General features: G+C 68.2%; 16 protein-coding genes. 11 read left to right on the top strand and 5 right to left on the bottom strand.

Translation table 11 applies throughout. The annotated features are described in order from the left end of the window. Positions 1 to 11: 11 nt before the first annotated feature. On the bottom strand, positions 12 to 3,719 hold the full coding sequence (locus MUU77_RS00880; protein WP_245090480.1) for an indolepyruvate ferredoxin oxidoreductase family protein: 3,708 nt from the start codon (positions 3,717 to 3,719) through the stop codon (positions 12 to 14). A gap of 175 nt (positions 3,720 to 3,894) precedes the next feature. Between MUU77_RS00880 and MUU77_RS00885 the strand changes: the two genes are divergently transcribed. The 9 genes from MUU77_RS00885 (at position 3,895) to MUU77_RS00925 (ending at position 9,946) form a co-directional block, all read left to right on the top strand. Next, the gene (locus MUU77_RS00885) at positions 3,895 to 4,509 is read left to right on the top strand and encodes a tetratricopeptide repeat protein (RefSeq protein WP_245094108.1); all 615 of its coding nucleotides are present in this window, start codon (positions 3,895 to 3,897) and stop codon (positions 4,507 to 4,509) included. Between the two features lie 65 nt (positions 4,510 to 4,574). Then, positions 4,575 to 5,276 carry a 2OG-Fe(II) oxygenase family protein gene (locus MUU77_RS00890; protein WP_245090486.1) on the top strand — a complete coding sequence of 234 codons (702 nt, stop codon included), beginning with the start codon at positions 4,575 to 4,577 and terminating at the stop codon, positions 5,274 to 5,276. 50 nt (positions 5,277 to 5,326) lie between these two features. Further along, on the top strand, positions 5,327 to 7,051 hold the full coding sequence (gene ggt / locus MUU77_RS00895; protein WP_245090488.1) for a gamma-glutamyltransferase: 1,725 nt from the start codon (positions 5,327 to 5,329) through the stop codon (positions 7,049 to 7,051). A gap of 135 nt (positions 7,052 to 7,186) precedes the next feature. Continuing rightward, entirely contained in the window at positions 7,187 to 7,567 is a 381-nt protein-coding gene (locus MUU77_RS00900) for a hypothetical protein (RefSeq protein ID WP_245090490.1), read from the top strand. Positions 7,568 to 7,605: 38 nt separating this feature from the next. Further along, complete coding sequence (locus tag MUU77_RS00905; protein ID WP_245090491.1) at positions 7,606 to 7,959, top strand: hypothetical protein; 354 nt, start codon at positions 7,606 to 7,608, stop codon at positions 7,957 to 7,959. A 262-nt stretch (positions 7,960 to 8,221) separates the two neighbouring features. Then, complete coding sequence (locus tag MUU77_RS00910) at positions 8,222 to 8,527, top strand: hypothetical protein (RefSeq protein ID WP_245090492.1); 306 nt, start codon at positions 8,222 to 8,224, stop codon at positions 8,525 to 8,527. Between the two features lie 182 nt (positions 8,528 to 8,709). Next, positions 8,710 to 8,940, top strand: a complete 231-nt coding sequence (locus MUU77_RS00915) for a DUF1653 domain-containing protein (protein ID WP_245090493.1) — start codon at positions 8,710 to 8,712, stop codon at positions 8,938 to 8,940. 7 nt (positions 8,941 to 8,947) lie between these two features. Continuing rightward, the gene (locus MUU77_RS00920) at positions 8,948 to 9,490 is read left to right on the top strand and encodes a DUF1697 domain-containing protein (RefSeq protein ID WP_245090494.1); all 543 of its coding nucleotides are present in this window, start codon (positions 8,948 to 8,950) and stop codon (positions 9,488 to 9,490) included. A 33-nt stretch (positions 9,491 to 9,523) separates the two neighbouring features. Further along, positions 9,524 to 9,946: a hypothetical protein gene (locus MUU77_RS00925; RefSeq protein ID WP_245090495.1), complete on the top strand. Its 423-nt coding sequence runs from the start codon at positions 9,524 to 9,526 to the stop codon at positions 9,944 to 9,946. Positions 9,947 to 10,154: 208 nt separating this feature from the next. On the opposite strand, the gene MUU77_RS00930 is transcribed toward MUU77_RS00925, so the two are convergent. From MUU77_RS00930 to zwf, 4 genes are all read right to left on the bottom strand, one after another. Beyond that, positions 10,155 to 11,894, bottom strand: a complete 1,740-nt coding sequence (locus MUU77_RS00930) for an ExeM/NucH family extracellular endonuclease (protein ID WP_245090496.1) — start codon at positions 11,892 to 11,894, stop codon at positions 10,155 to 10,157. A gap of 164 nt (positions 11,895 to 12,058) precedes the next feature. Further along, a complete protein-coding gene (locus tag MUU77_RS00935; protein WP_245090497.1) occupies positions 12,059 to 12,577 on the bottom strand; it encodes a c-type cytochrome in 519 nt (172 codons plus the stop codon). A 165-nt stretch (positions 12,578 to 12,742) separates the two neighbouring features. Continuing rightward, positions 12,743 to 13,456 (bottom strand): 6-phosphogluconolactonase, encoded by a 714-nt coding sequence (gene pgl, locus MUU77_RS00940; protein WP_245090499.1) that lies wholly within the window; start codon positions 13,454 to 13,456, stop codon positions 12,743 to 12,745. An 88-nt stretch (positions 13,457 to 13,544) separates the two neighbouring features. Then, positions 13,545 to 15,023, bottom strand: a complete 1,479-nt coding sequence (gene zwf / locus MUU77_RS00945; protein WP_245090502.1) for a glucose-6-phosphate dehydrogenase — start codon at positions 15,021 to 15,023, stop codon at positions 13,545 to 13,547. Between the two features lie 124 nt (positions 15,024 to 15,147). Here zwf and MUU77_RS00950 point away from each other — a divergent pair, with 124 nt between their 5' ends. Both MUU77_RS00950 and MUU77_RS00955 read left to right on the top strand, forming a co-directional pair. Then, positions 15,148 to 15,897, top strand: coding sequence for a GntR family transcriptional regulator (locus MUU77_RS00950; protein ID WP_245090504.1), 750 nt, complete (start codon positions 15,148 to 15,150; stop codon positions 15,895 to 15,897). A 448-nt stretch (positions 15,898 to 16,345) separates the two neighbouring features. After that, the gene (locus MUU77_RS00955) at positions 16,346 to 21,877 is read left to right on the top strand and encodes an OmpA family protein (RefSeq protein WP_245090507.1); all 5,532 of its coding nucleotides are present in this window, start codon (positions 16,346 to 16,348) and stop codon (positions 21,875 to 21,877) included. Position 21,878 lies beyond the last annotated feature (1 nt).

The following is a 21,878-nucleotide window of genomic DNA, read 5'->3' on the forward strand; positions in this document are numbered from 1 at the left end:
GGGGTTGCCGGTCATGCGGCCTGCACGATGTGCAGGGCCTTGGGGTTGCGCCACAGTCCCAGCAACTCGGCCTCGCGCGCCTTGGCGGCGTGCAGGTGCTTTTCCTTGACGTGCCCGTAGCCGCGGATGTGCTCGGGAATGCTGGCGATCTCCACGGCCAGGCCCAGCTTGTCCGCGTCCAGCGCCGACAGCAGTTCGTCGATGGTGCTGGCATAGTCGGCGATCAACCGGCGCTCGCCCTTGCGCTCCTGGGTGTAGCCGAAGACGTCGAAGGCACCGCCGCGCAGGAAGCGCAGCTTCGCCAGCAGGCCGAAAGCCTTGAACATCCACGGGCCGTATTCCTTCTTCATCAGGCGGCCATGCGCGTCCTTCTTGGCGAACAGCGGCGGCGCCAGGTGGAAGTGCACCTCGTAGTCGCCTTCGAACTGCTGCTCCAGCCGGCGCTTGAACTCGCCGCTGGTGTACAGGCGCGCGACTTCGTACTCGTCCTTGTACGCCATCAGCTTGAAGAAGTAGCGGGCGACCGCTTCGGTCAGTGCGGTCGAACCCGGCGCGCGGGTGTTCTCGGCGTTGCGTACCTTGGCCACCAGGTCCGTATAGCGTGCGGCGTAGGCGGCGTCCTGGTATTCGGTGAGGAAGGCGCTGCGGCGCGCGATCAGTTCGTCCAGCGAGCGCGACAGGCGCAGGTCGTCCAGCGGCAGGAACGCGACGCCGCCGCCATTCGCGCCGTCCTCGGGCAGGCCGCGGAGTTCGCTCTCGTTGCCGGGATTGCGCGGCGCTGCGTTCGCGCCCCACTCGGTGCTTTCCCACTCGCCCGGCGGCAGCACCTGCAGGGCGCGCGGGGTACGCTCGCTCTCGGTCTGCGCATTGCGGATCAGCCCGGCGGCCTCCTGCACGGCCTGCGGATTCACCACCGCCAGGCGGCCCCAGGCGAAGGCGGTCTTGTTCATCTCGATGGCGGCGCCGTTGAGCTCGACGGCGCGCATGATCGCCTCGTACGAGATCGGCACCAGCCCCTGCTGCCAGGCATAGCCCAGCATGAACAGGTTGCTGGCGATCGCATCGCCCATCAGCGCGGTGGCCACCTGGGTGGCGTCGACCAGCATCGGCTCGCGGCCGCCGAGGGCGACCTTCACGCCGGCGATGATGTCGGTGGCCGGGAACTGCATGTCCGGATGCGTGGTGAAGGTGCCGGGCATCGCCTCGTAGGTGTTCAGCACCACTTGGGAGCGCTCGCCGCGCACCTTCGACAGCACCCAGTAGTCGTTGACCACCACCATGTCGCAGCCCAGCACCAGGTCGGCCTCGCCGGCGGCGATGCGGACGGCGTGGATGTCCTCCGGCGTGCGCGCGATGCGGATGTGCGTGGTCACCGCGCCGCCCTTCTGCGCCAGGCCGGTCTGGTCGAGCACGCTGGCGCCCTTGCCTTCCAGGTGGCCGGCCATGCCCAGCAGCGCGCCGATGGTCACCACGCCGGTGCCGCCGACGCCGGTGATGAGGATGTTCCAGGGCTGGGCCAGGTCCGACTTGAACGCTGGCGCCGGCAGCGAGGCCAGCAGGTCCGCCGCATTGGCCTTCTTGCCCTTGCGCGGGTTGCCGCCGTGCACGGTGACGAAGCTGGGGCAGAAGCCGTCGACGCAGCGGAAGTCCTTGTTGCAGTTGGACTGGTCGATCTCGCGCTTGCGGCCGAACTCGGTTTCCTTGGGCAGCACCGACACGCAGAAACTCTTCACCCCGCAGTCGCCGCACCCTTCGCAGACCAGCGTGTTGACCATCGTGCGCTTGGCCGGGTCCGGCAGCTTGCCGCGCTTGCGGCGGCGGCGCTTTTCGGTGGCGCAGACCTGGTCGTAGATCAGGATGGAGACGCCTTTCACCTCGCGCAGGCGGCGCTGCACGTCGTCCAGCTCCTTGCGGTCGAAGAACTCCACGCCGGACGGGAAGAGCTCGCGCTTGCTCCATTTGCCGATCTCGTCGCTGACCACGACGATGGTGTCCACGCCTTCGGCGCGCATCATGTGCGCGATCTGCGGCACCGACAGGGTGCCGTCCACCGGCTGGCCGCCGGTCATCGCCACCGCGTCGTTGTAGAGGATCTTGTAGGTGATGTTCACCCCGGTGGCCACCGACTGGCGCACGGCCAGCGAGCCGGAATGGAAGAACGTGCCGTCGCCCAGGTTCTGGAAGACGTGCGGGGTCTCGGTGAACGGCGCCTGCCCGGACCAGGTGACGCCTTCGCCGCCCATGTGGGTGAAGGTATCGGTGCTGCGGTCCATCCACGTGACCATGTAGTGGCAGCCTATGCCGCCGAGCGCGCGCGAGCCTTCCGGCACCACCGTCGAGGTGTTGTGCGGGCAGCCCGAGCAGTAGTGCGGCACGCGCGGGAAGTTGGCGCGGGGTAGCGCCATCTCGGCTTCCTTCTCCTCCATCCAGCGCAGGCGCTGTTCGATGGATTCGGTCGTGAAGAAACGCTGGATGCGGCGGCCGATCACGCCGGCGATGGTGGCCGGGGTCAGCTCGCCGGTGGACGGCAGGATCCACTCGCCCGCTTCGTCGTACTTGCCGACGATGGACGGGCGCGTACCCGCGCTGGCCGGCCAGTTGTAGAAGTACTCCTTCATCTGCCGCTCGATGAAGGCGCGCTTCTCCTCCACCACGACGATGTCTTCCAGCCCCTTGGCGAACTCGGTGATGCCCACCGGTTCCAGCGGCCAGGTCATGCCGACCTTGTAGACGCGGATGCCGATGTCGGCGCAGGCCTGCTCGTCCAGGCCCAGGTACTCCAGCGCCTGCAGCACGTCCAGGTAGCTCTTGCCGGTGGTGACGATGCCGAGGCGCGCGCGCGGCGAATCCAGCACGATCCGGTCCACCCGGTTCGCCCGCGCGAACGCCTGCGCCGCCGCCACCGCGTACTTGTGCAGGCGCATCTCCTGGTCCAGCGGCGGGTTGGGCCAGCGGATGTTCAGCCCGCCGGCCGGCATGGCGAAGTCCTCCGGCAGCACGATCTCGCGCGCGAACGGGTCCACCTGCACCGAGGCCGACGATTCCACCGTCTCGGCGATCGTCTTGAAGCCGATCCAGCGGCCCGTGTAGCGGCTCATCGCCCAGCCCACCAGGCCCAGGTCCAGGATGTCCTGCACGCCGGCCGGGTTGAGGATCGGCATCATGGCGCTGACGAATTCGTCTTCCGAGCCGTGCGGCAGGGTGGAGCTGCGGCAGTTGTGGTCGTCCGCCGCCAGCGCCAGCACGCCGCCGAACTTCGAGGTGCCGGCCGCGTTGCCGTGCTTGAACACGTCGCCGCAGCGGTCCACGCCGGGACCCTTGCCGTACCACATGGCATAGACGCCATCGACCTTGGCGCCCGGGAACAGGTTGGTCTGCTGCGTGCCCCACACCATCGTGGCGCCCAGGTCCTCGTTCAGGCCGGGAGTGAACTTCACGCCCGCCGTCTCCAGATGCTTGCGCGCGCGCCACAGCTCCAGGTCGAAGCCGCCCAGCGGGCTGCCGCGGTAACCGCTGATGAAACCGGCCGTGTTCAGGCCCGCGGCCTGGTCGCGCAGGCGCTGCATCAACGGCAGCCTGACCAGCGCCTGCACGCCGCTCAGGTAGATGCGGCCGTCGGTACGGGTGTACTTGTGCTCCAGCGTGTAGTCGCTGTCGATCACCCCGAGCTGCGGCAGATTGGCGGACGAGGGTGAGGTGAGTTCGGCGGTGCTGGTCATGGCGGGCCCGTGCAAGCGGCTGGCGAGGCCCGACAACCCCCGGGCGCGAAGGCGCGCATTGTAACAGCGGCCTTTTCTGTGACGCCCGTCACTTCGTCATTGTGCGTTGCAGCGGTTAGCATGGGGTCGGGGTACATCGGCTGTCTGGGGGACGTTCGTGAAATCCGGTAAGTGCATGCTGCTGGCCGCCGTGCTGGCATCCGTGGTGTTTTCCGCGCACGCACAGAGCGTGCCCAAGCCCAAGGAGTTCTATTTCGACGAGGACAAGGCGACGGTGCGGCCGATCGTCGTGGTCGAGGGCGAGGGAGAAGCGCAGGTGCAGGCGCTCGTGCGTGAACGCGACCGCGGCCGTCGACAACTCGAGGCCACCGCACAGCTGGCCCACATCGCTTTCAGCGACGGGCGCGCGGACCTGGGCAGCCAGCTCTACCAGCAGGCCCTGGCGCAGACGGACACCAAAGGCACGCTGGGGCGCGCCGTGCGGTGGAACTACGCGTGGGACCTCTTTCGCGCGGGCCAGGTCGAGCCGGCGCTGACGCGCTGGGTCGAAGTCGCCAGCGCCTACGGATCGCCCTCGTGGGCGCCGCCCACGCTGGCACTGGCGCTGTGGCGTCTGGACCGCAAGCAGGAAGCGGTTGCCTGGTTCGGCGCCGCCGTGCGCACGGAACCCGCCGTCTGGATCGACGCACGCAACTTCGCTTCGCAGCTCCCGGACTGGAAGCAGGAAGATCGCGACACGCTGGCCGAAGTCCTGGGTGCCTGGCAAGCCAATCCACCGACCTGGCCCTGACCGCGTGAGACAATGGGCCCGGTGGGCGGCCGCAGTGTGCGGTTGCCGGAAGGGCGCGCGCCTCGATGATCAACAACGACCTCGGCATCGAATCCCATCGCGCACGCCTGGATGCGGTGGGCAGGGTCCAGATCCCGGCGTTCCTGCAGGAGTCGTCGGCGGAACGACTGCGTGAGTGCCTCAGCCGCGAAGTCCCGTGGGAGCCCGGCCAGCGCAGCGACAGGCCGCCGCTGTTGCCCGCCGCCGCGCAAGGGCTGCCGCCCCCCCAGCAGGACCGGGCTCGCCTCATGGAGGCGGTACGCAGAGCGATGGGCGGGTTCGAATTCTTCTTCGATCGCTTCAAGATGATCGAGGCGCGCCGCGACGGCCTGCATCCGGGACTGGTGCTGCACGCGGTGGTGGATTTCCTCAACTCGCCCGAGTTCCTCGCCTTCGCGCGCGAGCTTACCGGCGATGCCGATATCCGGATGGTGAGTGCGATGGCCGTGCGTTACCGCCCCGGCCACTTCCTGCGCATGCACGACGACAAGTCGCACGAGGAAGACCGGGCGTTCGCCTACGTCATCAACCTGGGACGCCGCTGGGAAGCCGACTGGGGCGGCCTGCTGCAGTTCGTCGATGACCGGCAGAACGTCGTCGAGACTTTCACCCCGCACTGGAACAGCCTCAGCCTGTTCCGCGTGCCACAGGCGCATCAGGTCAGCCAGGTGGCGCCTTGGGCGGGTGACCATCGTTACAGCATCACGGGCTGGTTCCGCCGCTCCTGAAGTCTGCGCAGCGCGCAGACATGCTCCCGCGTCCCCGATAGGAGGTGTCAATGTCCCTGTTGCGACCCCTGGCTTGTTGCGCGCTGCTGCTTGCCGCATCGCACGCCGCCGCCGCCGACCGCATCGCCGGCCGCGCCTTCGCCACCCGTTCCGATGTCATCGCGCCGCACGCGATGGCGGCCACCTCGCATCCGCTGGCCACGCAGATCGCGCTGGACGTCATGAAGCAGGGCGGCACCGCGATGGACGCGGCCATCGCGGCCAACGCGGCACTCGGCCTGATGGAGCCCACCGGCAACGGCATCGGTGGCGACCTGTTCGCCATCGTATGGGATCCGAAGACGAAAAAGCTGCACGGCTACAACGGCTCCGGCCGCTCGCCGAAGTCGCTCACGCTGGACTACTTCCGGCAGCAGGGCATCACCGACATCCCGCCGCACGGCCCGCTGCCTGTCAGCGTGCCGGGCACGGTGGACGCGTGGTTCGCGCTGCACGGGCGCTTCGGCAGGCTGCCGGTGAAGGACCTGCTGGCGCCGGCCATCCGCTATGCGCGCGAAGGGCACCCGGTGCACCAGACGATCGCCTACTACTGGGAGCGATCCGTGCCGCGGCTGTCGAAGTTCCCGGGCTTCACCCAGCAGTTCACCCTCGACGGGCGTGCGCCGCGCATCGGCGAGATGTGGAAGAACCCGAACCTGGCCGACACGCTGCAGAAGATCGCCGATGGTGGCCGCGATGCGTTCTACAAGGGCGACATCGCCCGCACCATCGACACGTACTTCAAGGCCAACGGTGGCTTCCTGTCGTACGAAGACATGGCTTCGCACCGTGGCGAGTGGGTCCAGCCGGTCAGCACCGGCTACCGCGGCTACGAGGTCTGGGAGCTGCCGCCGAACGGGCAGGGCATCGCCGCGCTGCAGATGCTCAACGTGCTGGAAGGCTACGACTTCTCGAAGATTCCGTTCGACAGCCCCGAGCATGTGCACCTGCTGGTGGAGGCGAAGAAGCTGGCCTTCGCCGACCGCGCGCGCTGGTACGCCGATCCCGCCTTCCAGCCCGCGCCGGTCGCGCGCCTGATCTCCAAGCCGTACGCGCGGGAGCGCGCCAGGCTGATCTCCCCCGACAGGGTGCTGCGCGAAGTGCAGCCCGGCACGCCGAAGGAACTGGACGAAGGCGACACCATCTACCTGACCGTCGCCGACAAGGACGGGATGATGGTCTCGCTGATCCAGTCCAACTACCGCGGCATGGGCAGCGGCATGGCGCCGACGGGCCTGGGCTTCATCCTGCAGGACCGCGGCGAAATGTTCGTGCTGCAAGGGTGCGAAGGTGCCGCGCCGCATCCCAACTGCTACGCACCGGGCAAGCGCCCGTTCCACACCATCATTCCCGCCTTCATCACCAAGGACGGCAAGCCGTGGGTCAGCTTCGGCGTGATGGGCGGCGCCATGCAGCCACAGGGCCATGTGCAGATCGTGATGAACCTGATCGATTTCGGCATGACCCTGCAGGAAGCCGGCGACGCCCCGCGCGTCCAGCACGAAGGCTCCACCGAACCGGTGGGCAGCGCGAAGGCCATGAGCGACGGCGGCGTGGTGCAGCTGGAATCCGGCTTCCCCTACGAAACCGTGCGCGCGCTGATGGACAAGGGCCATCATGTCGAATGGGCACTGGGTCCCTACGGCGGCTACCAGGCGATCAGGCGCGACCCCGAGACCGGCGTGTATTACGGCGCCAGCGAGAGTCGCAAGGATGGGCAGGCGGCGGGATACTGAGGCAAGACATCATGCTGAGACGCTTTTGGTTCAAGATCAATCGCGGCCTGGGATATGGCGTGGCCGCGATGCGTGCGGGCCTGCCTATCAACAACATGACATTGAAGGATGAGGATCGAATGCGCAGGATTGTTGATGGCACTGCTCGCTTTGCTGGCTTCTCCTGCAGTTGCGGGCGAAGCAAAGAGCGAACGGTGGGAGGCGCTGTGGGACAAGCAGGCTGTGCAGACCGCGACGTGGGAGGGTGCTTCCTATGAGCAACGGTTGATCACGACCCACAATACGTTCTGGTCGAGCGTGTACGCGAAATGCGCTCGTACAGCGAAGAGCGCCGGCATCGATGAGTTCAGTGCGGTCGCGGTCATCGATGCAGAAGGCAAGATCACCGAGTTCGTGATCTTTCCGGACAACCCCGCATTAAAGTGCTTTTCGGAGGACATGGTGGGCAGGAGGTATCCAGCGCCCCCCGTTGCGCCTTTCCATGAAGGTTTCAGCGTCACCCTCGGAAAGCGCTGAGGTCGCACCGTGTATCGCCTGCATCCGGGAGCCGGGCTATGCATACGTGGATACTGCTGACGGTGTTCCTGCTGGGCGTGGCCGATCCCCCGCCGCCACCACCGCTGCCGACGGCGGCACGCTCACGGCTTTATGGTTTCTGTGCGCCGAGCGAGGGCAACGAGGCAAGAACAGTTGAGCGTTTGCAGGGCGACTACCGCATCGTCGGGCTGTCCCCGAAAGCTCGCGAGCCCTATTCGGGCACGATGAAGGTCGTGGCATCCACCGCGACCGAGATCCGCCTGGAGGCAAGGATCGGCACGAAGACCCGGAATGCCACCGCGCGTTACGTGCGGTGCGGCGAAGGCGCGAAGCTGTTTGTCACCGTCGACCGCCCCGGTGTGCCACAGTAGCTGTACCGCGTCGTTCATCACGATTACGACAACCCGCGCAGGGCCACCTGCAGCGGGCAGGCGAGTGACGGCGATGGCGACAAGGGCCTGGAGGCCTGGTTCGAGATCGTACCCTGACGTAATTCATAGGTTGGGGTGAACAGAGCGAACTCCAACATCGCAGCAACGAAGCATCACCTGTTGGGTTTCGCAAGATCACCCCAACCTAACGCGCTGCTCCTACTCAACCCCTCCGCCGAACCCATCCCGTTCAAGGAACGCCGTGGAAGCTGATCCTGTCATCCGTCAACTTGTGGAAGCCGTGGCCCGGGAGCATGGGCTTACGATCTCCTACGACACGTATTACGACGCAGGCAACTGGCAGCTCTCGTGGTGGGAGGGGGGTGTGCGACAAGCGATCGATGTCCAGGAATATCCGGATGGCTGGATCGAGGTGTCGCGTCAGAGCACGCTACCCCACGCTACCAAAGCTGCTGGCATGGGCGCGTCGTACGGTACCCATGTTTCCGCGTTGGGAGCGCGCGGAGCGCGAGGCATTGGCGAGACTTCCTTGGCCGGGATCGGTTGAGGATGTGCGGAGCGTGATCGAGTCGGAACTTTTTGGATGTTCGCGCGCTGTACAAGCCACCGAGACACAGCCGTAGTACGGATTGAGCCGCAGGCGATGCATACCATTCCCTGCTCCCTTGTCATGGACAATGTCCGCAACGGTGGGCCAAGGCCCACCCTACTCATTCACTAGGCACACACATGCCCACACTCCCCGCCCTCCCCGAACTCACCCCCGGCCTCTACCGCCACTACAAAGGCAACGACTACGAGGTGCTCGCCGTGGCGCGGCACAGCGAGACGCTGGAGCCGGTGGTGGTGTACCGCGCGCTGTACGGCGAAGGCGGGCTGTGGGTGAGGCCGTACGCGATGTTCTGCGAGGACGTGATGGTGGACGGGCGCAGCGTGCCGCGCTTCGCGCCGGTTGAATGAGGCCCCCATGACCACCTGCATCGCCCTGCTCCGTGGCATCAACGTCGGCAAGGCCAAGCGCATCGCCATGGCGGACCTGCGCGCGCTGCTGGAGGACATGGGTTACACCGACGTCGCCACGCTGCTCAACAGCGGCAACGTGGCCTTCAAGGCGCGCAAGGGCGCGCCGAAGAAGCTTGCCGCCGACATCTCGGCCGCCATCGCGACGCGCCTTGGCATCGAGGTCCCTGTCATCGTGGTGTCGGCCAAGGAACTGGCGTTGATCGTCCGCGAGAACCCGTTCGCATCGGCCGACGATCCCTCGCGCCTGCTGGTCGCCTTCGTGGCGGACGCCGGCATGCTGTCGGCCATGTCGGCGATCGAGCCGCACGTCGTCGCGCCGGAACAGTTCCACATCGGCACGCGCGCCGCCTACCTGCATTGCGCCAGCGGCATCCTGGAAAGCAAGGCGGCCGAAGCGCTGCTGGGCAAGGCGGGCAAGGCTGCCACCACCCGCAACTGGGCCACCGTGTTGAAACTGCGGGCGCTGGTGGACAAGATCGATGCCTGACGTCCGTTCCCGTCCCTGCCGATGCCATCCCACATGACGATCGCGCGCTTCCGTCTGTTCCTGATCGCTTCCGCGACCCTCTCCATCGCGGCCATCGCGACGGCCTTCCTTCCCGGTGGCTACTCGCAGGCGCTGGCGGATGCCTACGCCAGTGAGCCGCCGCCGTGGTTGTTCAAGAAGGAAGGGATTGCGACCGGGGTGGGGATGGCGGCTCTCGCCATCACGGTGGTGGGGTTCGCGGGCCTCTTCCTGTTGAAGCGCTGGGGTCGCACGCTGTCGCTGGGCATCACCGTGCTGTGCCTTCCCCTGTATCTGCTGACCGGTCCCACGATGTCGTCGCCGATCGAGGCGATGCTGACCGATGCGTCGACGCTGGCCTGGGGCGCATGCCTGGCGCTGGCCTACTACTCGCCGGTCGCCGCGCGCATCGAGGGCCGGGTTGCATCGGGCCCATAGACGTCGCCGATGTTCTCTTTTGCGGTGACGAAGGAATTCTCTTCGGCGGCGAACAATGGAACAGCGATGACGCACCTCCGGGGTGCGGCATCTCGGTGGATGCTTCGTCGACGAAGAGAGCAACCTCGTCAGCGCACGTCAGACCTTCGATGGCACACATCGAGGTGTGAGTGGGTCCGCGGGCGCATCGCCGGCCCTGGGGCCTGCGTCAGAGATCGAATCCCAGCAGCAGCGGGTCGTGGTCGGAGCTGCGGAACGGCACGCTGGCATCGCCGTCGGCGTAACCCTGCGCATCCTGCTCGTCGGCGTTGATGTGCCACTCGGCGGCGCCGCGCAGCTGCTTCGCCAGTGACGGGCTGAGCAGGGCGTGATCGAGGCGGCCGGTGAGGCCGCTGTAGACGTAGCTGTAGGGCTGTTCGATGCCGGCCCGGGTGAACGCATCCACCCAGCCGGCGTCATCGCGCAGCCAGCGCACCGGCGCTTCCATCGCATAGGCGTTGAAGTCGCCGAGCATGACGATGCGGTCGCTGCGCGTGCGGGTGGGGTCGGTCTTCAACCAGGCATCCAGGCGCTTGGCCGAATCCAGGCGCAGCGCATTCCAGCAGCCGGCACCGTCCTTCTGGTCGGCGTCCGCGCCCGTGGCCTCGGAACAGCCCTTCGACTTCAGATGGTTGGCGACCACGACGAAAGGCGCGCCGCGACCGCGCACGAAGGCCTGCGCCAGCGGGCTGCGGCTGCGTTCGCCGAACGGGCCTTCCAGCAGCGTGGCGGACTTGCCGGTGGGCTTCACCCTGTCGCTGCGGTAGATGATGCCGACGCGGATGGTGTCCGGGCCGGGGCCCTGCTTGGCGTCGACGAAGCGCCACGTGCTTGCGCCGGCGTTCAAGGCAGCGACCAGCTGGGCCAGGCTGGAGTCCGCGCCGTAGCCGTCGTTCTCCAGTTCCATCAGTGCGGCGATGTCGGGGTCCAGGCCGCGGATGGTGGCGGTGAGTTTGGCCATCTGCGCCTTCAGCTGGTCCGGCGTCCTGGCGCCGCGCTCGGTGGGGAAGCCGCCGCCCTTGCCGTCGCCGTTGAACAGGTTCTCCAGATTGAACGCGGCGATGCGGACGTGGCCCGCGACCTGCGGCGCGGCCGGGCGTTCCGGCGGGGCGATCGTCGGCGCGGTGGTGAGCTGCACGCGCCAGCTGCCCAGGCGCTGTTCCACGATGCCCTGCACGCCGGTCAGCACGGTGCCGGTGCGCAGCGCCTGGCCGGGCTTCACGTACCAGACGGTGGCGGGATCGCGCTGGGCGCTGCCGTCGTCCAGCAGCAGGGTGCGGCGCGCATTGTCCGCAGCCAGGCGCCGGGCTGCGGCACTGCCGGGTGCGGCGAGTTCGCTGGGCTGCCAGAGGCGGCCGTCGAAGCTGGCGATCAGTTCGCCGAAACGCTCGAGCGTATGCGTGCCACTGAGCGTGAGGGGGGCGTCGATGCGGACGAGCATGCCTTCCAGCGGCTCCCACGCGCCGGGCAGGGCGGTCAGCACGGTGGGCGCGATGCAGCCCTTGCCGCGCGGCTGGATCACCGGTGCGTGAAGTGCGGTCAGCGTGTCCTCGCCACCGGCCTTGCGCTCGCCGACGATGCCGCGCACACGCAGACGGTCGCCAGCGGCGACGGACGGCGCGGGCGCGCCTTCTTCGAAGGCCACGAACAGGGCGTCGGACGTCGTCGCCTGTCCATCCCCCGCGTCCTGCATGAAGAAACCGCCCAGCTCGGGAAAGGTCGCCGTGACGATGCCTTCGACGGTGACGGTCTGGCCGTCGAGCGCGCTGCGTGCGGTTTCGCCCTGCACGTGTCCGATGGGGGTGACGTGCTCCCTGGGCGTGAAGGCGCAGGCGGGCGATGCGAGGGTGGCGAGCAGTGCGAGGGTGGCGAGCAGTGCGAGGGTGGGCAGCGTGCGGGAAGACGTCATCGAGAGGCGACCGTTGAAGCGAGGTGGCAAGGGTAAGCGGAATGGGTGACGGGAGGGTTTCCCCCTTGCCCCGCGAGCGGGGAGAAAGGAGTGTTGGAGCCTCCTGGTGCGCCACAAACAGAAACGCCGCCCGGAGGCGGCGTTTCGGCGGAAGGCGCGAAGCCTTACTTGCTGTTGGCCAACATCCAGTCGACCGTGGCCTTCACTTGCTCGTCGGTGAGGGCCGGGTTGCCGCCCTTCGGGGGCATGATGCCGCCGTCCGGGCCGGTGAAGCCTTCGATGGCGTGCGTGTACAGCATGTCCACGCCCTTGGCGGCGCGTGCGCCGATGCCGGCGGCGTTCAGCATGGGGGCCTTGCCCACGCCATTGGTGTGGCAGGCGCCGCACAGGTTCTTGTAGATCTCGCCGCCGTCCAGGGTGCCGCCATAGGCGACCTGGGACGAAGCCGCCGCTGCAGCGGCGGCGGCGGCAGCGGCCTGCGCCGCCGCACCGGTTTCACCGGCATAGACCGCGCCGGCCGGCGCGATGCGCGCCTCGGTGATCTGGGCGGCCTTGGGGTTCACTTCCGGTGGCAGGCTGTCGTGCAGGAAGTACGCGCCGACGATCAGGCCCGCCGTGACCAGCATCAGGAAGCCGATCACCATCGAGAAATGCTTGAGGAATTCGAGGTCGTAGTTACGCACTTTCCACCTTTGGCAGCACGGCCGCGGGGCCGCGCATGGCTACGAAACGGGGGCCGGCGGATGGCGCAGGGCGCGATCCTGGCGGGACCGGGCGCCGGAACGCCGCGGGCAAGGCGGCATTATAAGCAGTGAGGCCGTCTTTGCCTCAACACCGGCGCGCTGCGGTCACTGCGTCAGATAGACCTGCAGCGGGGCGCGCAGGGCCTGCAGCAACGCACGGATGGGATAGCCGGCACCGGCCCCCTGTCCTGAAAGGGCCTGCTGCAGCACCTGCCGCTTCTCGCCGCCCTCGATGTGCAGGTACAGGCGGCCGGCCTGCCGCAGCACCGGCAGGGTCAGGGTGATGCGCGGTTCGCCTGCGCCGGGGGCGAGCATCGGCAGCACGCGTTCCGGGGCGTCCGGATCCATCGCTTCGGCCAGACGGTCGCCGCCGGGGAAGAACGAGGCGGTGTGGCCGTCGCCCCCCATGCCCAGCACCGCCACGTCGAGCGTGGCGGGCAGGGCGGCGGTCACGTCCGCCAGCACCAGGTCCGGCGAAGCCGCCGGGCGGTACAGCGGCACGAAGCGGGCGCCCGCGGCGGCCTCCTGCAACAGGTGTTCCTTCACCAGCCGGGCGTTGGAACGCTCGTGGCGCTCATCCACCCAGCGTTCGTCGACCAGGGTGACGGTGACGTTCGCCCAGTCCATGGGCTGCCGGGAGAGCGCCTGCAGGAAGCGGCGCGGCGTCGTGCCGCCGGACAGGGCCACGCTGGCTTCGCCGCGCAGGGCCAGGGCCGCGCGCAGGTCGTCGGCCACGGCCTGGGCCAGGGCCTGGGCGACGGCGTCGCCGTCCGGGAATGGGTGCAGCTGGATCTGCAGGGAGAGATCGGTGGGGGGCATGGAATGGCTCGGGAGTGGGGGCTTCCCGGGGGAAGGCGGTCCGGCCTGGCGCCGGGTGAGGGGCCCCGCAATGACGGGGCCGGCGACGTCAGACGGTGTCTTCGTGCCAGGTGCGGCCGTCGCGTTCGACCAGGGCCACGGCGGCGCTGGGGCCCCACGAACCGGCGGTATAGGGCTTGGGCGTCTCGCGCAGGTTGTCCCAGGCCGACAGGATGGGGTCGATCCAGGCCCATGCGGCCTCGACTTCGTCGCGGCGCATGAACAGGGTCTGGTTGCCGCGCACCACGTCCATCAGCAGGCGCTCGTAGGCTTCCGGCTGGTGCACGCCGAAGGCCTCGGCGAAGCTCATGTCCAGCGGCACGTGCTGCAGGCGCAGGCCGCCGGGGCCGGGGTCCTTGATCATCAGCCACAGCTTGACGCCCTCGTCCGGCTGCAGGCGAAGCACCAGCTTGTTGCCCATCACCGGACCGGCACTGTCGTCGAAGATGGAGTGGGGGATCTGCTTGAAGGCGATGACGATCTCGGACACGCGCTCGGCCAGACGCTTGCCGGTGCGCAGGTAGAAAGGCACGCCGGCCCAGCGCCAGTTATCGACTTCGGCCTTCAGGGCCACGAAGGTTTCGGTGCGGGAATCGGGTTTGCCCAGTTCCTCCAGGTAGCCGGGCACGGCGGCGCCGCTGCTGGCGCCGGCGCGGTACTGGCCGCGTACGGACAGGTGGCCCACGTCTTCGCCGCGGATCGGCTTGAGCGAGCGCAGCACCTTCAGCTTCTCGTCGCGCACGGCATCGGCCTGCAGGGCGGCGGGGGGCTCCATCGCCACCATGCACAGCAGCTGCAGCAGGTGGTTCTGCACCATGTCGCGCAGCGCCCCGGACGTGTCGTAGTAGCCGGCGCGTTTCTCCAGGCCGACGGTTTCGGCCACGGTGATCTGCACGTGGTCGATCCGGCTGGCGTTCCACAGCGGTTCGAACAGGATGTTGGCAAAGCGCAGCGCCAGCAGGTTCTGGACCGTTTCCTTGCCCAGGTAATGGTCTATGCGGAAGATCTGGCTTTCGGCGAATGCGCTGCCCACGGCGTCGTTGATGACTGCGGCGCTGGCCGAATCGTGGCCGATCGGCTTCTCGATCACCACGCGGGCGTTGCCGTTGTTCAGCCCGTGCGCGCGCAAGCGGTCGCAGATGGCCACGAACAGCGTGGGGCTGGTGGACAGGTAGAAGACCCGGATGCGCTCGCCGGTGGCCAGCAGGCGGGTGGCGAACTCGTCCCAGCCCTCATCCTTGGTGGCATCCAGGGCCAGGTAGCCCAGCTTGTCGAGGAAGGCGGGCAGCCTGGCCTGGAGGGTTTCGTCGGCAGCGGCGATGCGGGCCAGGGCTTCGCCCACCTTGGCCCGGTACTCCGCATCGCCCTGCTTGTCGCGGGCCACGCCCAGGATGCGGCTGTCTTCCGGAATCTGGCCATCGGCATAGCGTCGCAGCAGCCCTGGCAGCAGCTTGCGCAACGCCAGGTCGCCGGTGCCCCCGAAGATGACGAGATCGAAGGTGTCGACGGGCAGGGTCTTCGCGGTCACGGGCGTGTCTCGGCGCACCAGAATGGAGTGCAACCATACCACCGAGCTACCATGGATCGCCAACAGGTCCGGTGCTGTGAAGACATTGTTGCGTCATTGGTACGTCACTGGTATCTTGTTCGCCATGCAAAAAAACCTGCTCGAGGAATACCAGAGGTTGCAGACCGGTGAGTCCACCCGGGCGGTGGCCTACCTGCGCCTGCGCCGTGCGCTGCAGAACCTCATGGACGCGGGCGTGTTGCGGCCGGGCCAGGCGCTTCCCAGCGAGCGCGATCTGGCCCAGCTGCTGGATCTTTCGCGGGTGACCATCCGCAAGGCACTGGCCGGCCTGATCGAAAGTGGTCTGCTGGTGCAGCGGCAGGGCGCGGGTACCTTCGTTGCCGAGCGGATCCTGCGACAGTTCTCCCGCCTGACCAGCTTCACCGATGATCTGCGCGAGCGCGGGCTGAATCCGCAGGTGAAGTTCCTGGAGCGTTCGGTGGGGGAAGTGACCCCGGAAGAATCGATGGCGCTGAACCTGTCGCCAGGCAGTGGCGTGGTGCGCATGTACCGCCTGCGGCACGTCGACGGCTCCCCGATCGCCATCGAACGCACCTTGGTGCCGTACGCGCTGCTGCCGGATCCGGACAGCGTGACGACTTCCTTGTACGAGGCGCTGGACGCCTACGGCCATCGCCCCAAGCGGGCCCTGCAGCGTCTGCGGGCCGTGGCGCTGGATGAGGAGGCGGCCCGCCACCTCGAACTGCCGGTGGGGGTGCCGGGCCTGCTGGTCGAGCGCCGGGCCTTCCTGGAAGACGGACGGGTCGTGGAGTCCACCCGGTCCTACTATCGCGGCGACGCCTACGACTTCGTCGCCGAACTGCAGAGCGACTGACGCCTGCCGCAAGCCCTGACGGGCTTGCCCACCCTGATCCCAGCCCCCTGACCTGCCATCTCCCGGATGGCGGGATGCCTTCGCTTGCGCGCCAATTGCGCCTTTCCCGCAGCGAATCCCAGGCCCCTGAGCGTCAAGAAAATGGCGTGCCGTACGTGAAAAGTGTGATCACGTACATGAATGTAGTGGCATCCGTCCGCAATTTGACGCTAAGATTACGTGAATATGTAATTGCCATCACATTTATGGATTCCGTGTCCTCTCCGGGGCACAGGCCGCGAATTGTGACGTAAATCCCGAAAAGCCGCGGCGACTGGGGGGCGGCGAGGGGTGGCAACTTCAAGACAGCCTTGGGGGAGGCAGTCCCCGGCTGGCTCGTCCAGATTCAGCGCAAGGGACTACCGTGCACGGCCTGACCTACTTGTTCAAAGCGGCCCTCCGCCGCCAGATGGCGACTACATCGGGCCTGCTGCTGGCCACCCTGGCGCTCCTTGCGCCCGCCCACGCCCAGACCTCGGTCCAGAACAGCGCCACGGTGGCCCTGCCTGCCGGCTCTCCGGTGGTCGACAGCAACCCGGCGAACAACACCTCTACCGCCACCGTCGACGTACTCGCGCTGCCCCGCCTGACCCTGGTCAAGCAGGTCGTCAACGACAATGGCGGCACCGCCGCCGCCGCCGAGTGGACGCTGGTCGCGACGGGGACCTTGAGCACCCTCTCGGGCGCGACGGGTACGGCGGCGGTCACCGGCGCGGCGGTCCCCGCAGGGACCTATGCCCTGTCGGAGACGGGCGGACCCGCGGGCTACACCGCCAACACCTGGAGCTGCGTGAAGAACGGGGGTGCAGCGGTATCCGGGAACAGCATCAGCCTGGCCGGCAATGATGTCGCGACCTGCACCATCACCAACGACGACCGTCCCGCCACCCTGACGCTGGTCAAGACGGTGGTCAACGACAACGGCGGCACCGCCACGGTCGCCAGCTTCCCGCTGACAGCGACCGGTCCGACCACGATCACCGGCATCAGCGGCACGGCTGCGGTGACCAACAGCCCGGTCAATGCCGGCGTGTACACGCTGTCGGAAGTCACGGCGGCCGGATATGCCGCCGGCGCATGGAGCTGCACGGCCGGCACCCTGTCGGGCAGCCAGCTGACCCTGGCCAGCGGTCAGAGTGCGACCTGCACGATCGCCAACGACGACCAGGCGGCGACGCTGACGCTGGTCAAGACGGTGGACAACACCGGTGGCGGAACGGCGTCCCCGGCCGACTGGACCCTGACCGCGACCGGCCCGACGTCCATCAGCGGAGCAGGCGGTGCGAGCGGTCAGGTCTCCGCGGGCACCTATACGCTGGCCGAGTCCGGCGGTCCCGCCGACTATGTCGGGAGCGGCTGGAACTGCACTGCCGGGACGCTGAGCGGCAACCAGCTGACGCTGGCCAACGGGCAGTCCGCGACCTGCACCATCGTCAACACCTTCCAGTCCGCACCTGCGCTGACGCTGGACAAGACGACGACCACGCCGAGCTATGCGTCGGTGGGTGAGGTGCTGTCGTACAGCTACCTGGTGACCAACAGCGGCAACACGACGATCACGGCGGCCATCACGGTGAGCGACGACCGGATCGCGACGGTGAGCTGCCCGGCGCTGCCGGCCGGTGGCCTGGCGCCGACGCAGTCGATCACGTGCACGGCGACGGACACGGTGACGCAGGCGGACATCGATGCGGGCACGGTGACGAACATCGCCCGCGCCAGCGATGGCACGACGAGCTCGCCGCCGGACACGGTGACGGTGACGGCGACGCGGAATCCTGCGCTGACGCTGGACAAGACGACGACCACGCCGAGCTATGCGTCGGTGGGTGAGGTGCTGTCGTACAGCTACCTGGTGACCAACAGCGGCAACACGACGATCACGGCGGCCATCACGGTGAGCGACGACCGGATCGCGACGGTGAGCTGCCCGGCGCTGCCGGCCGGTGGCCTGGCGCCGACGCAGTCGATCACGTGCACGGCGACGGACACGGTGACGCAGGCGGACATCGATGCGGGCACGGTGACGAACATCGCCCGCGCCAGCGATGGCACGACGAGCTCGCCGCCGGACACGGTGACGGTGACGGCGACGCGGAATCCTGCGCTGACGCTGGACAAGACGACGACCACGCCGAGCTATGCGTCGGTGGGTGAGGTGCTGTCGTACAGCTACCTGGTGACCAACAGCGGCAACACGACGATCACGGCGGCCATCACGGTGAGCGACGACCGGATCGCGACGGTGAGCTGCCCGGCGCTGCCGGCCGGTGGCCTGGCGCCGACGCAGTCGATCACGTGCACGGCGACGGACACGGTGACGCAGGCGGACATCGATGCGGGCACGGTGACGAACATCGCCCGCGCCAGCGATGGCACGACGAGCTCGCCGCCGGACACGGTGACGGTGACGGCGACGCGGAATCCTGCGCTGACGCTGGACAAGACGACGACCACGCCGAGCTATGCGTCGGTGGGTGAGGTGCTGTCGTACAGCTACCTGGTGACCAACAGCGGCAACACGACGATCACGGCGGCCATCACGGTGAGCGACGACCGGATCGCGACGGTGAGCTGCCCGGCGCTGCCGGCCGGTGGCCTGGCGCCGACGCAGTCGATCACGTGCACGGCGACGGACACGGTGACGCAGGCGGACATCGATGCGGGCACGGTGACGAACATCGCCCGCGCCAGCGATGGCACGACGAGCTCGCCGCCGGACACGGTGACGGTGACGGCGACGCGGAATCCTGCGCTGACGCTGGTGAAGGCGCTTACGGGCAATGCCGATGGCGATGCCAGCGGCACGGTGAGCGTGGACGACGTGCTGACCTACACGGTCACGATGACCAACACCGGCAACACGACCCAGGCCGACGTGGTGGTGAGCGATGCGCTGATCGCCCCGGACAGCACCACGTGTCCGAATGTGGCGCCGGGCGCGACCTGCCAGCTGGTGGGTACGTACACGGTGACCCAGGCCGACGCCGATGCGGGCAACATCCACAACACGGCGGTGGTGACCGGTCCGGTCTGCCCGGCGGGCAGCACCGATCCGGCCTGCACCACGGAGATCGACACCCCGGTCGAGAACCCCGTCGTGACCTACAGCAAGTCCGTCGTCCTGCCCGCGGGCCAGACCGAGGTTTCCGCAGGCGATACGCTCGCCTATGCGGTCTCCGTCACCGTCGCCAACGCCCGTACGACGGGGCCGTTGACCCTGACCGACACCCTGGGCGCCGGCCTGGATCTGGGCACCGTCTCTGCAGGGGTGTTCTCCTGCAGCACCCACCCGCTGGTCTGCACCCTGGCGGCGGGCACCGTGCCGGGCACTTACACGGTGGCCTACACGGCCACGGTCAATGACCGCGCCACCGGCACGGTGAACAACGCGGTGGTCGGTGCCGGCGACGATGCCCCGACCTGCGCAGGCACCTGCAGCACCGAAACCCCGGTAACCGAGCCGTTGCCTCCGCTGGTGACGTACTCCAAGAGTGCAGCGCTGCCGTCAGGCCAGACCGAGGCCCGCGTGGGTGACACCGTCACTTACATGCTGACCACCCACGTGGTCAACGCGGTCACCTCCAGTGACCTGGTGCTGACCGACACGCTGGGTCCAGGCCTGGATTTCGGTGCGGTGACCGATGCCGGTGCGTACACCTGCAACGGCGCCAACCCGCTGGTGTGCACGCTGCCGGCGGGCACGGCGCCGGGCCCCTACACGGTGACCTACACCGCCATGGTCAACGACCAGGCCGTGGACACGGTGGACAACGCCGTGGTGGCCACGGGCGAGGATGCGCCCACCTGTGCGGACACCTGCACGACGCAGACGCCGGTCACCGCGCCCCACGTGGTGGTGTCCAAGTCGTCCGACCCGGGCACCGGTACCCGGGTGCACGTGGGCCAGACGGTGCGCTACACGCTCACGGTGGACATCAGTGGATCGGCCCTGCGCGAAGCGCTGGTCCTGGTCGATACGCCCGATCGCGGCCTGACCCTGGGGGCACTGCCCGCCGGCTGCACCTTCGACGGCGCGCGGCTGACCTGCCGCCTGCCGGCCGGTACGCCTGCCGGCGTACACGGGCTGACCTACGAGGCGGTCGTGAACCCGGACGCCGGCCCGGTGGTGGGCAACCAGGTGAGCGCATCGGGCGGCGGTGGCGAGCCGCCCACCTGCACCACCTGCAGCACGGAGCACGAACTGGAAGCACCGGAGATCCGCCTGACCAAGACGGCGGGCAGCCGCGAAGTCCGGATCGGCGACCTGGTGCGCTACACCTTGACGGTGGAGAACGTGGGCAGCGTGGACCTGGTCAACGGCAGCGTGGTGGACACGCCGGCGGCGGGCTTCAGCTATGTGGAAGGTTCCCTGCTGGCCAGCGATGCCGACGCCATGGCCACGGTGTCCGGCGGCACCCCGCTGCGCTTCAGCGGGGTGGACGTGGCGGCGGGCCAGAGCGCGAGCCTGGTCTATGTGATGCGCGTGGGCGCGGGCGTGCGTCCGGGCACGCACGTCAACCAGGCCCAGGTGCGCTCGGCCACCGGCGATCCGGTGTCCAACGTGGCCACGGCCGACGTGACGCTGACGGCTGATCCGCTGCTGGACGACAGCCTGGTGTTCGGTACGGTGTTCAACGACCGTGACGGCGACGGCTGGCAGGACAGCGCCGCGCTGAGCGATGTGAAGGTGCAGGGCGGCTTCGCACCGGCGGCCTACATCGCCCACTCCACCACGGTCGATCGTGGCGCGGGCCCGCAGCCGGTGCCCGATGCGAGCTCGCCGCTGCTGCACGGCATCGCCGTGGGCGCCATCAGTGGCCGTCAGTCGGTGGCCGATCCGGTCGAGGACCATGAGGTGGTGATCCGCCAGCGTCTGAACGAGCTGAGCTTCACTGACGACTTCGTGCTGACCAGCAACCAAGGGGTCACGGTGCGCATGGATGCGGCAGGCAATACCCGTGTCGAGCAGTCCGGTGAAGCGGCCAAGGGCCTGACCGCGGCAGCCCTCACGGTCGAACGCCGGGTGGCCCAGTCCGAGGGCGGCTACGTGGTGGATTACGTCATCCGCAACACCGGTATCGACGAGCGCGGTATCCCCGGCGTGCGCATCGCCTCGGTGGAAGGCCTGCTGATCGAGACCGACCAGTACGGCCGCTACCACCTGGCGGACGTGTCCGGCGGGGCATGGGAGCGCGGTCGCAACTTCATCCTGAAAGTCGACCCGTCCACGCTGCCGGCCGGAGCGCGGTTCAGCACCGACAATCCGCTGCTGCGTCGGGTCACCCCCGGCGTGCCGGTCCGCTTCGACTGGGGCGTCACCCTGCCGGAACAGGTGATCGAAGGCGGATCGGAGCAGGTCGAGCTCGAGATGGGCGACGTCTTCTTCGCCCCCGGCAGCGCGGAAGTGCGCGAGAAGTACCTGCCTGTGATCGAGGCGATGGCGGCCAAGGTACGCCAGTACCAGGGCGGCGAAGTGGTCATCCAGGCCAATGGCGACAGCCAGGGCCTGGCCTTCGAGCGCGCGCATGCGGTCAAGGCCGCCCTGCTGGACAGGCTCGATGTCGCGTCCGCCCAGGGCCTGGTGGTCAGCGCCCGCGGCACCGTCGACGATCCGTCTTCGATGATCGTGGGCGTGGACGAAGGCGGCGCGCTGCTGGGCACGGTGCTGTTCGATACCGACAAGGCGGCGATCCGGCCCGAGTTCGAGCCGTTGCTGGACAAGGTGGCCGCGGCCCTGGAGAGGACCGGCGGCGGCAGCATCGCCATCGTCGGCCACACCGACGTGCGGGCCTCGCACGCCTACAACGTCGCCCTGGGCATGCGTCGCGCCAGGGCGGTCTATGAAGCGCTCGCCAAACGCCTGAGTCCGGAGGTGCGTGCCCACGTTCGCGTCGAAGCCAGCAACGACCCGGCAGCCCCTGTCGGCGTACGGAAGTGAG

Origin of the sequence: Pseudoxanthomonas sp. F37 (genome assembly GCF_022965755.1) — a bacterium.
Taxonomy (GTDB): domain Bacteria; phylum Pseudomonadota; class Gammaproteobacteria; order Xanthomonadales; family Xanthomonadaceae; genus Pseudoxanthomonas_A.

Bases quoted from the DNA above. Each gene is read 5' to 3' on its own strand.
- MUU77_RS00900 (WP_245090490.1), top strand. From the start codon at position 7,187: ATGGCACTGCTCGCTTTGCTGGCTTCTCCTGCAGTTGCGGGCGAAGCA.
- MUU77_RS00890 (WP_245090486.1), top strand. From the start codon at position 4,575: ATGATCAACAACGACCTCGGCATCGAATCCCATCGCGCACGCCTGGAT.
- MUU77_RS00905 (WP_245090491.1), top strand. From the start codon at position 7,606: ATGCATACGTGGATACTGCTGACGGTGTTCCTGCTGGGCGTGGCCGAT.
- MUU77_RS00880 (WP_245090480.1), bottom strand. From the start codon at position 3,719: ATGACCAGCACCGCCGAACTCACCTCACCCTCGTCCGCCAATCTGCCG.
- MUU77_RS00930 (WP_245090496.1), bottom strand. From the start codon at position 11,894: ATGACGTCTTCCCGCACGCTGCCCACCCTCGCACTGCTCGCCACCCTC.
- MUU77_RS00950 (WP_245090504.1), top strand. From the start codon at position 15,148: ATGCAAAAAAACCTGCTCGAGGAATACCAGAGGTTGCAGACCGGTGAG.
- MUU77_RS00925 (WP_245090495.1), top strand. From the start codon at position 9,524: ATGACGATCGCGCGCTTCCGTCTGTTCCTGATCGCTTCCGCGACCCTC.
- MUU77_RS00885 (WP_245094108.1), top strand. From the start codon at position 3,895: ATGCTGCTGGCCGCCGTGCTGGCATCCGTGGTGTTTTCCGCGCACGCA.
- MUU77_RS00955 (WP_245090507.1), top strand. From the start codon at position 16,346: ATGGCGACTACATCGGGCCTGCTGCTGGCCACCCTGGCGCTCCTTGCG.
- ggt (WP_245090488.1), top strand. From the start codon at position 5,327: ATGTCCCTGTTGCGACCCCTGGCTTGTTGCGCGCTGCTGCTTGCCGCA.
- MUU77_RS00915 (WP_245090493.1), top strand. From the start codon at position 8,710: ATGCCCACACTCCCCGCCCTCCCCGAACTCACCCCCGGCCTCTACCGC.
- MUU77_RS00920 (WP_245090494.1), top strand. From the start codon at position 8,948: ATGACCACCTGCATCGCCCTGCTCCGTGGCATCAACGTCGGCAAGGCC.
- pgl (WP_245090499.1), bottom strand. From the start codon at position 13,456: ATGCCCCCCACCGATCTCTCCCTGCAGATCCAGCTGCACCCATTCCCG.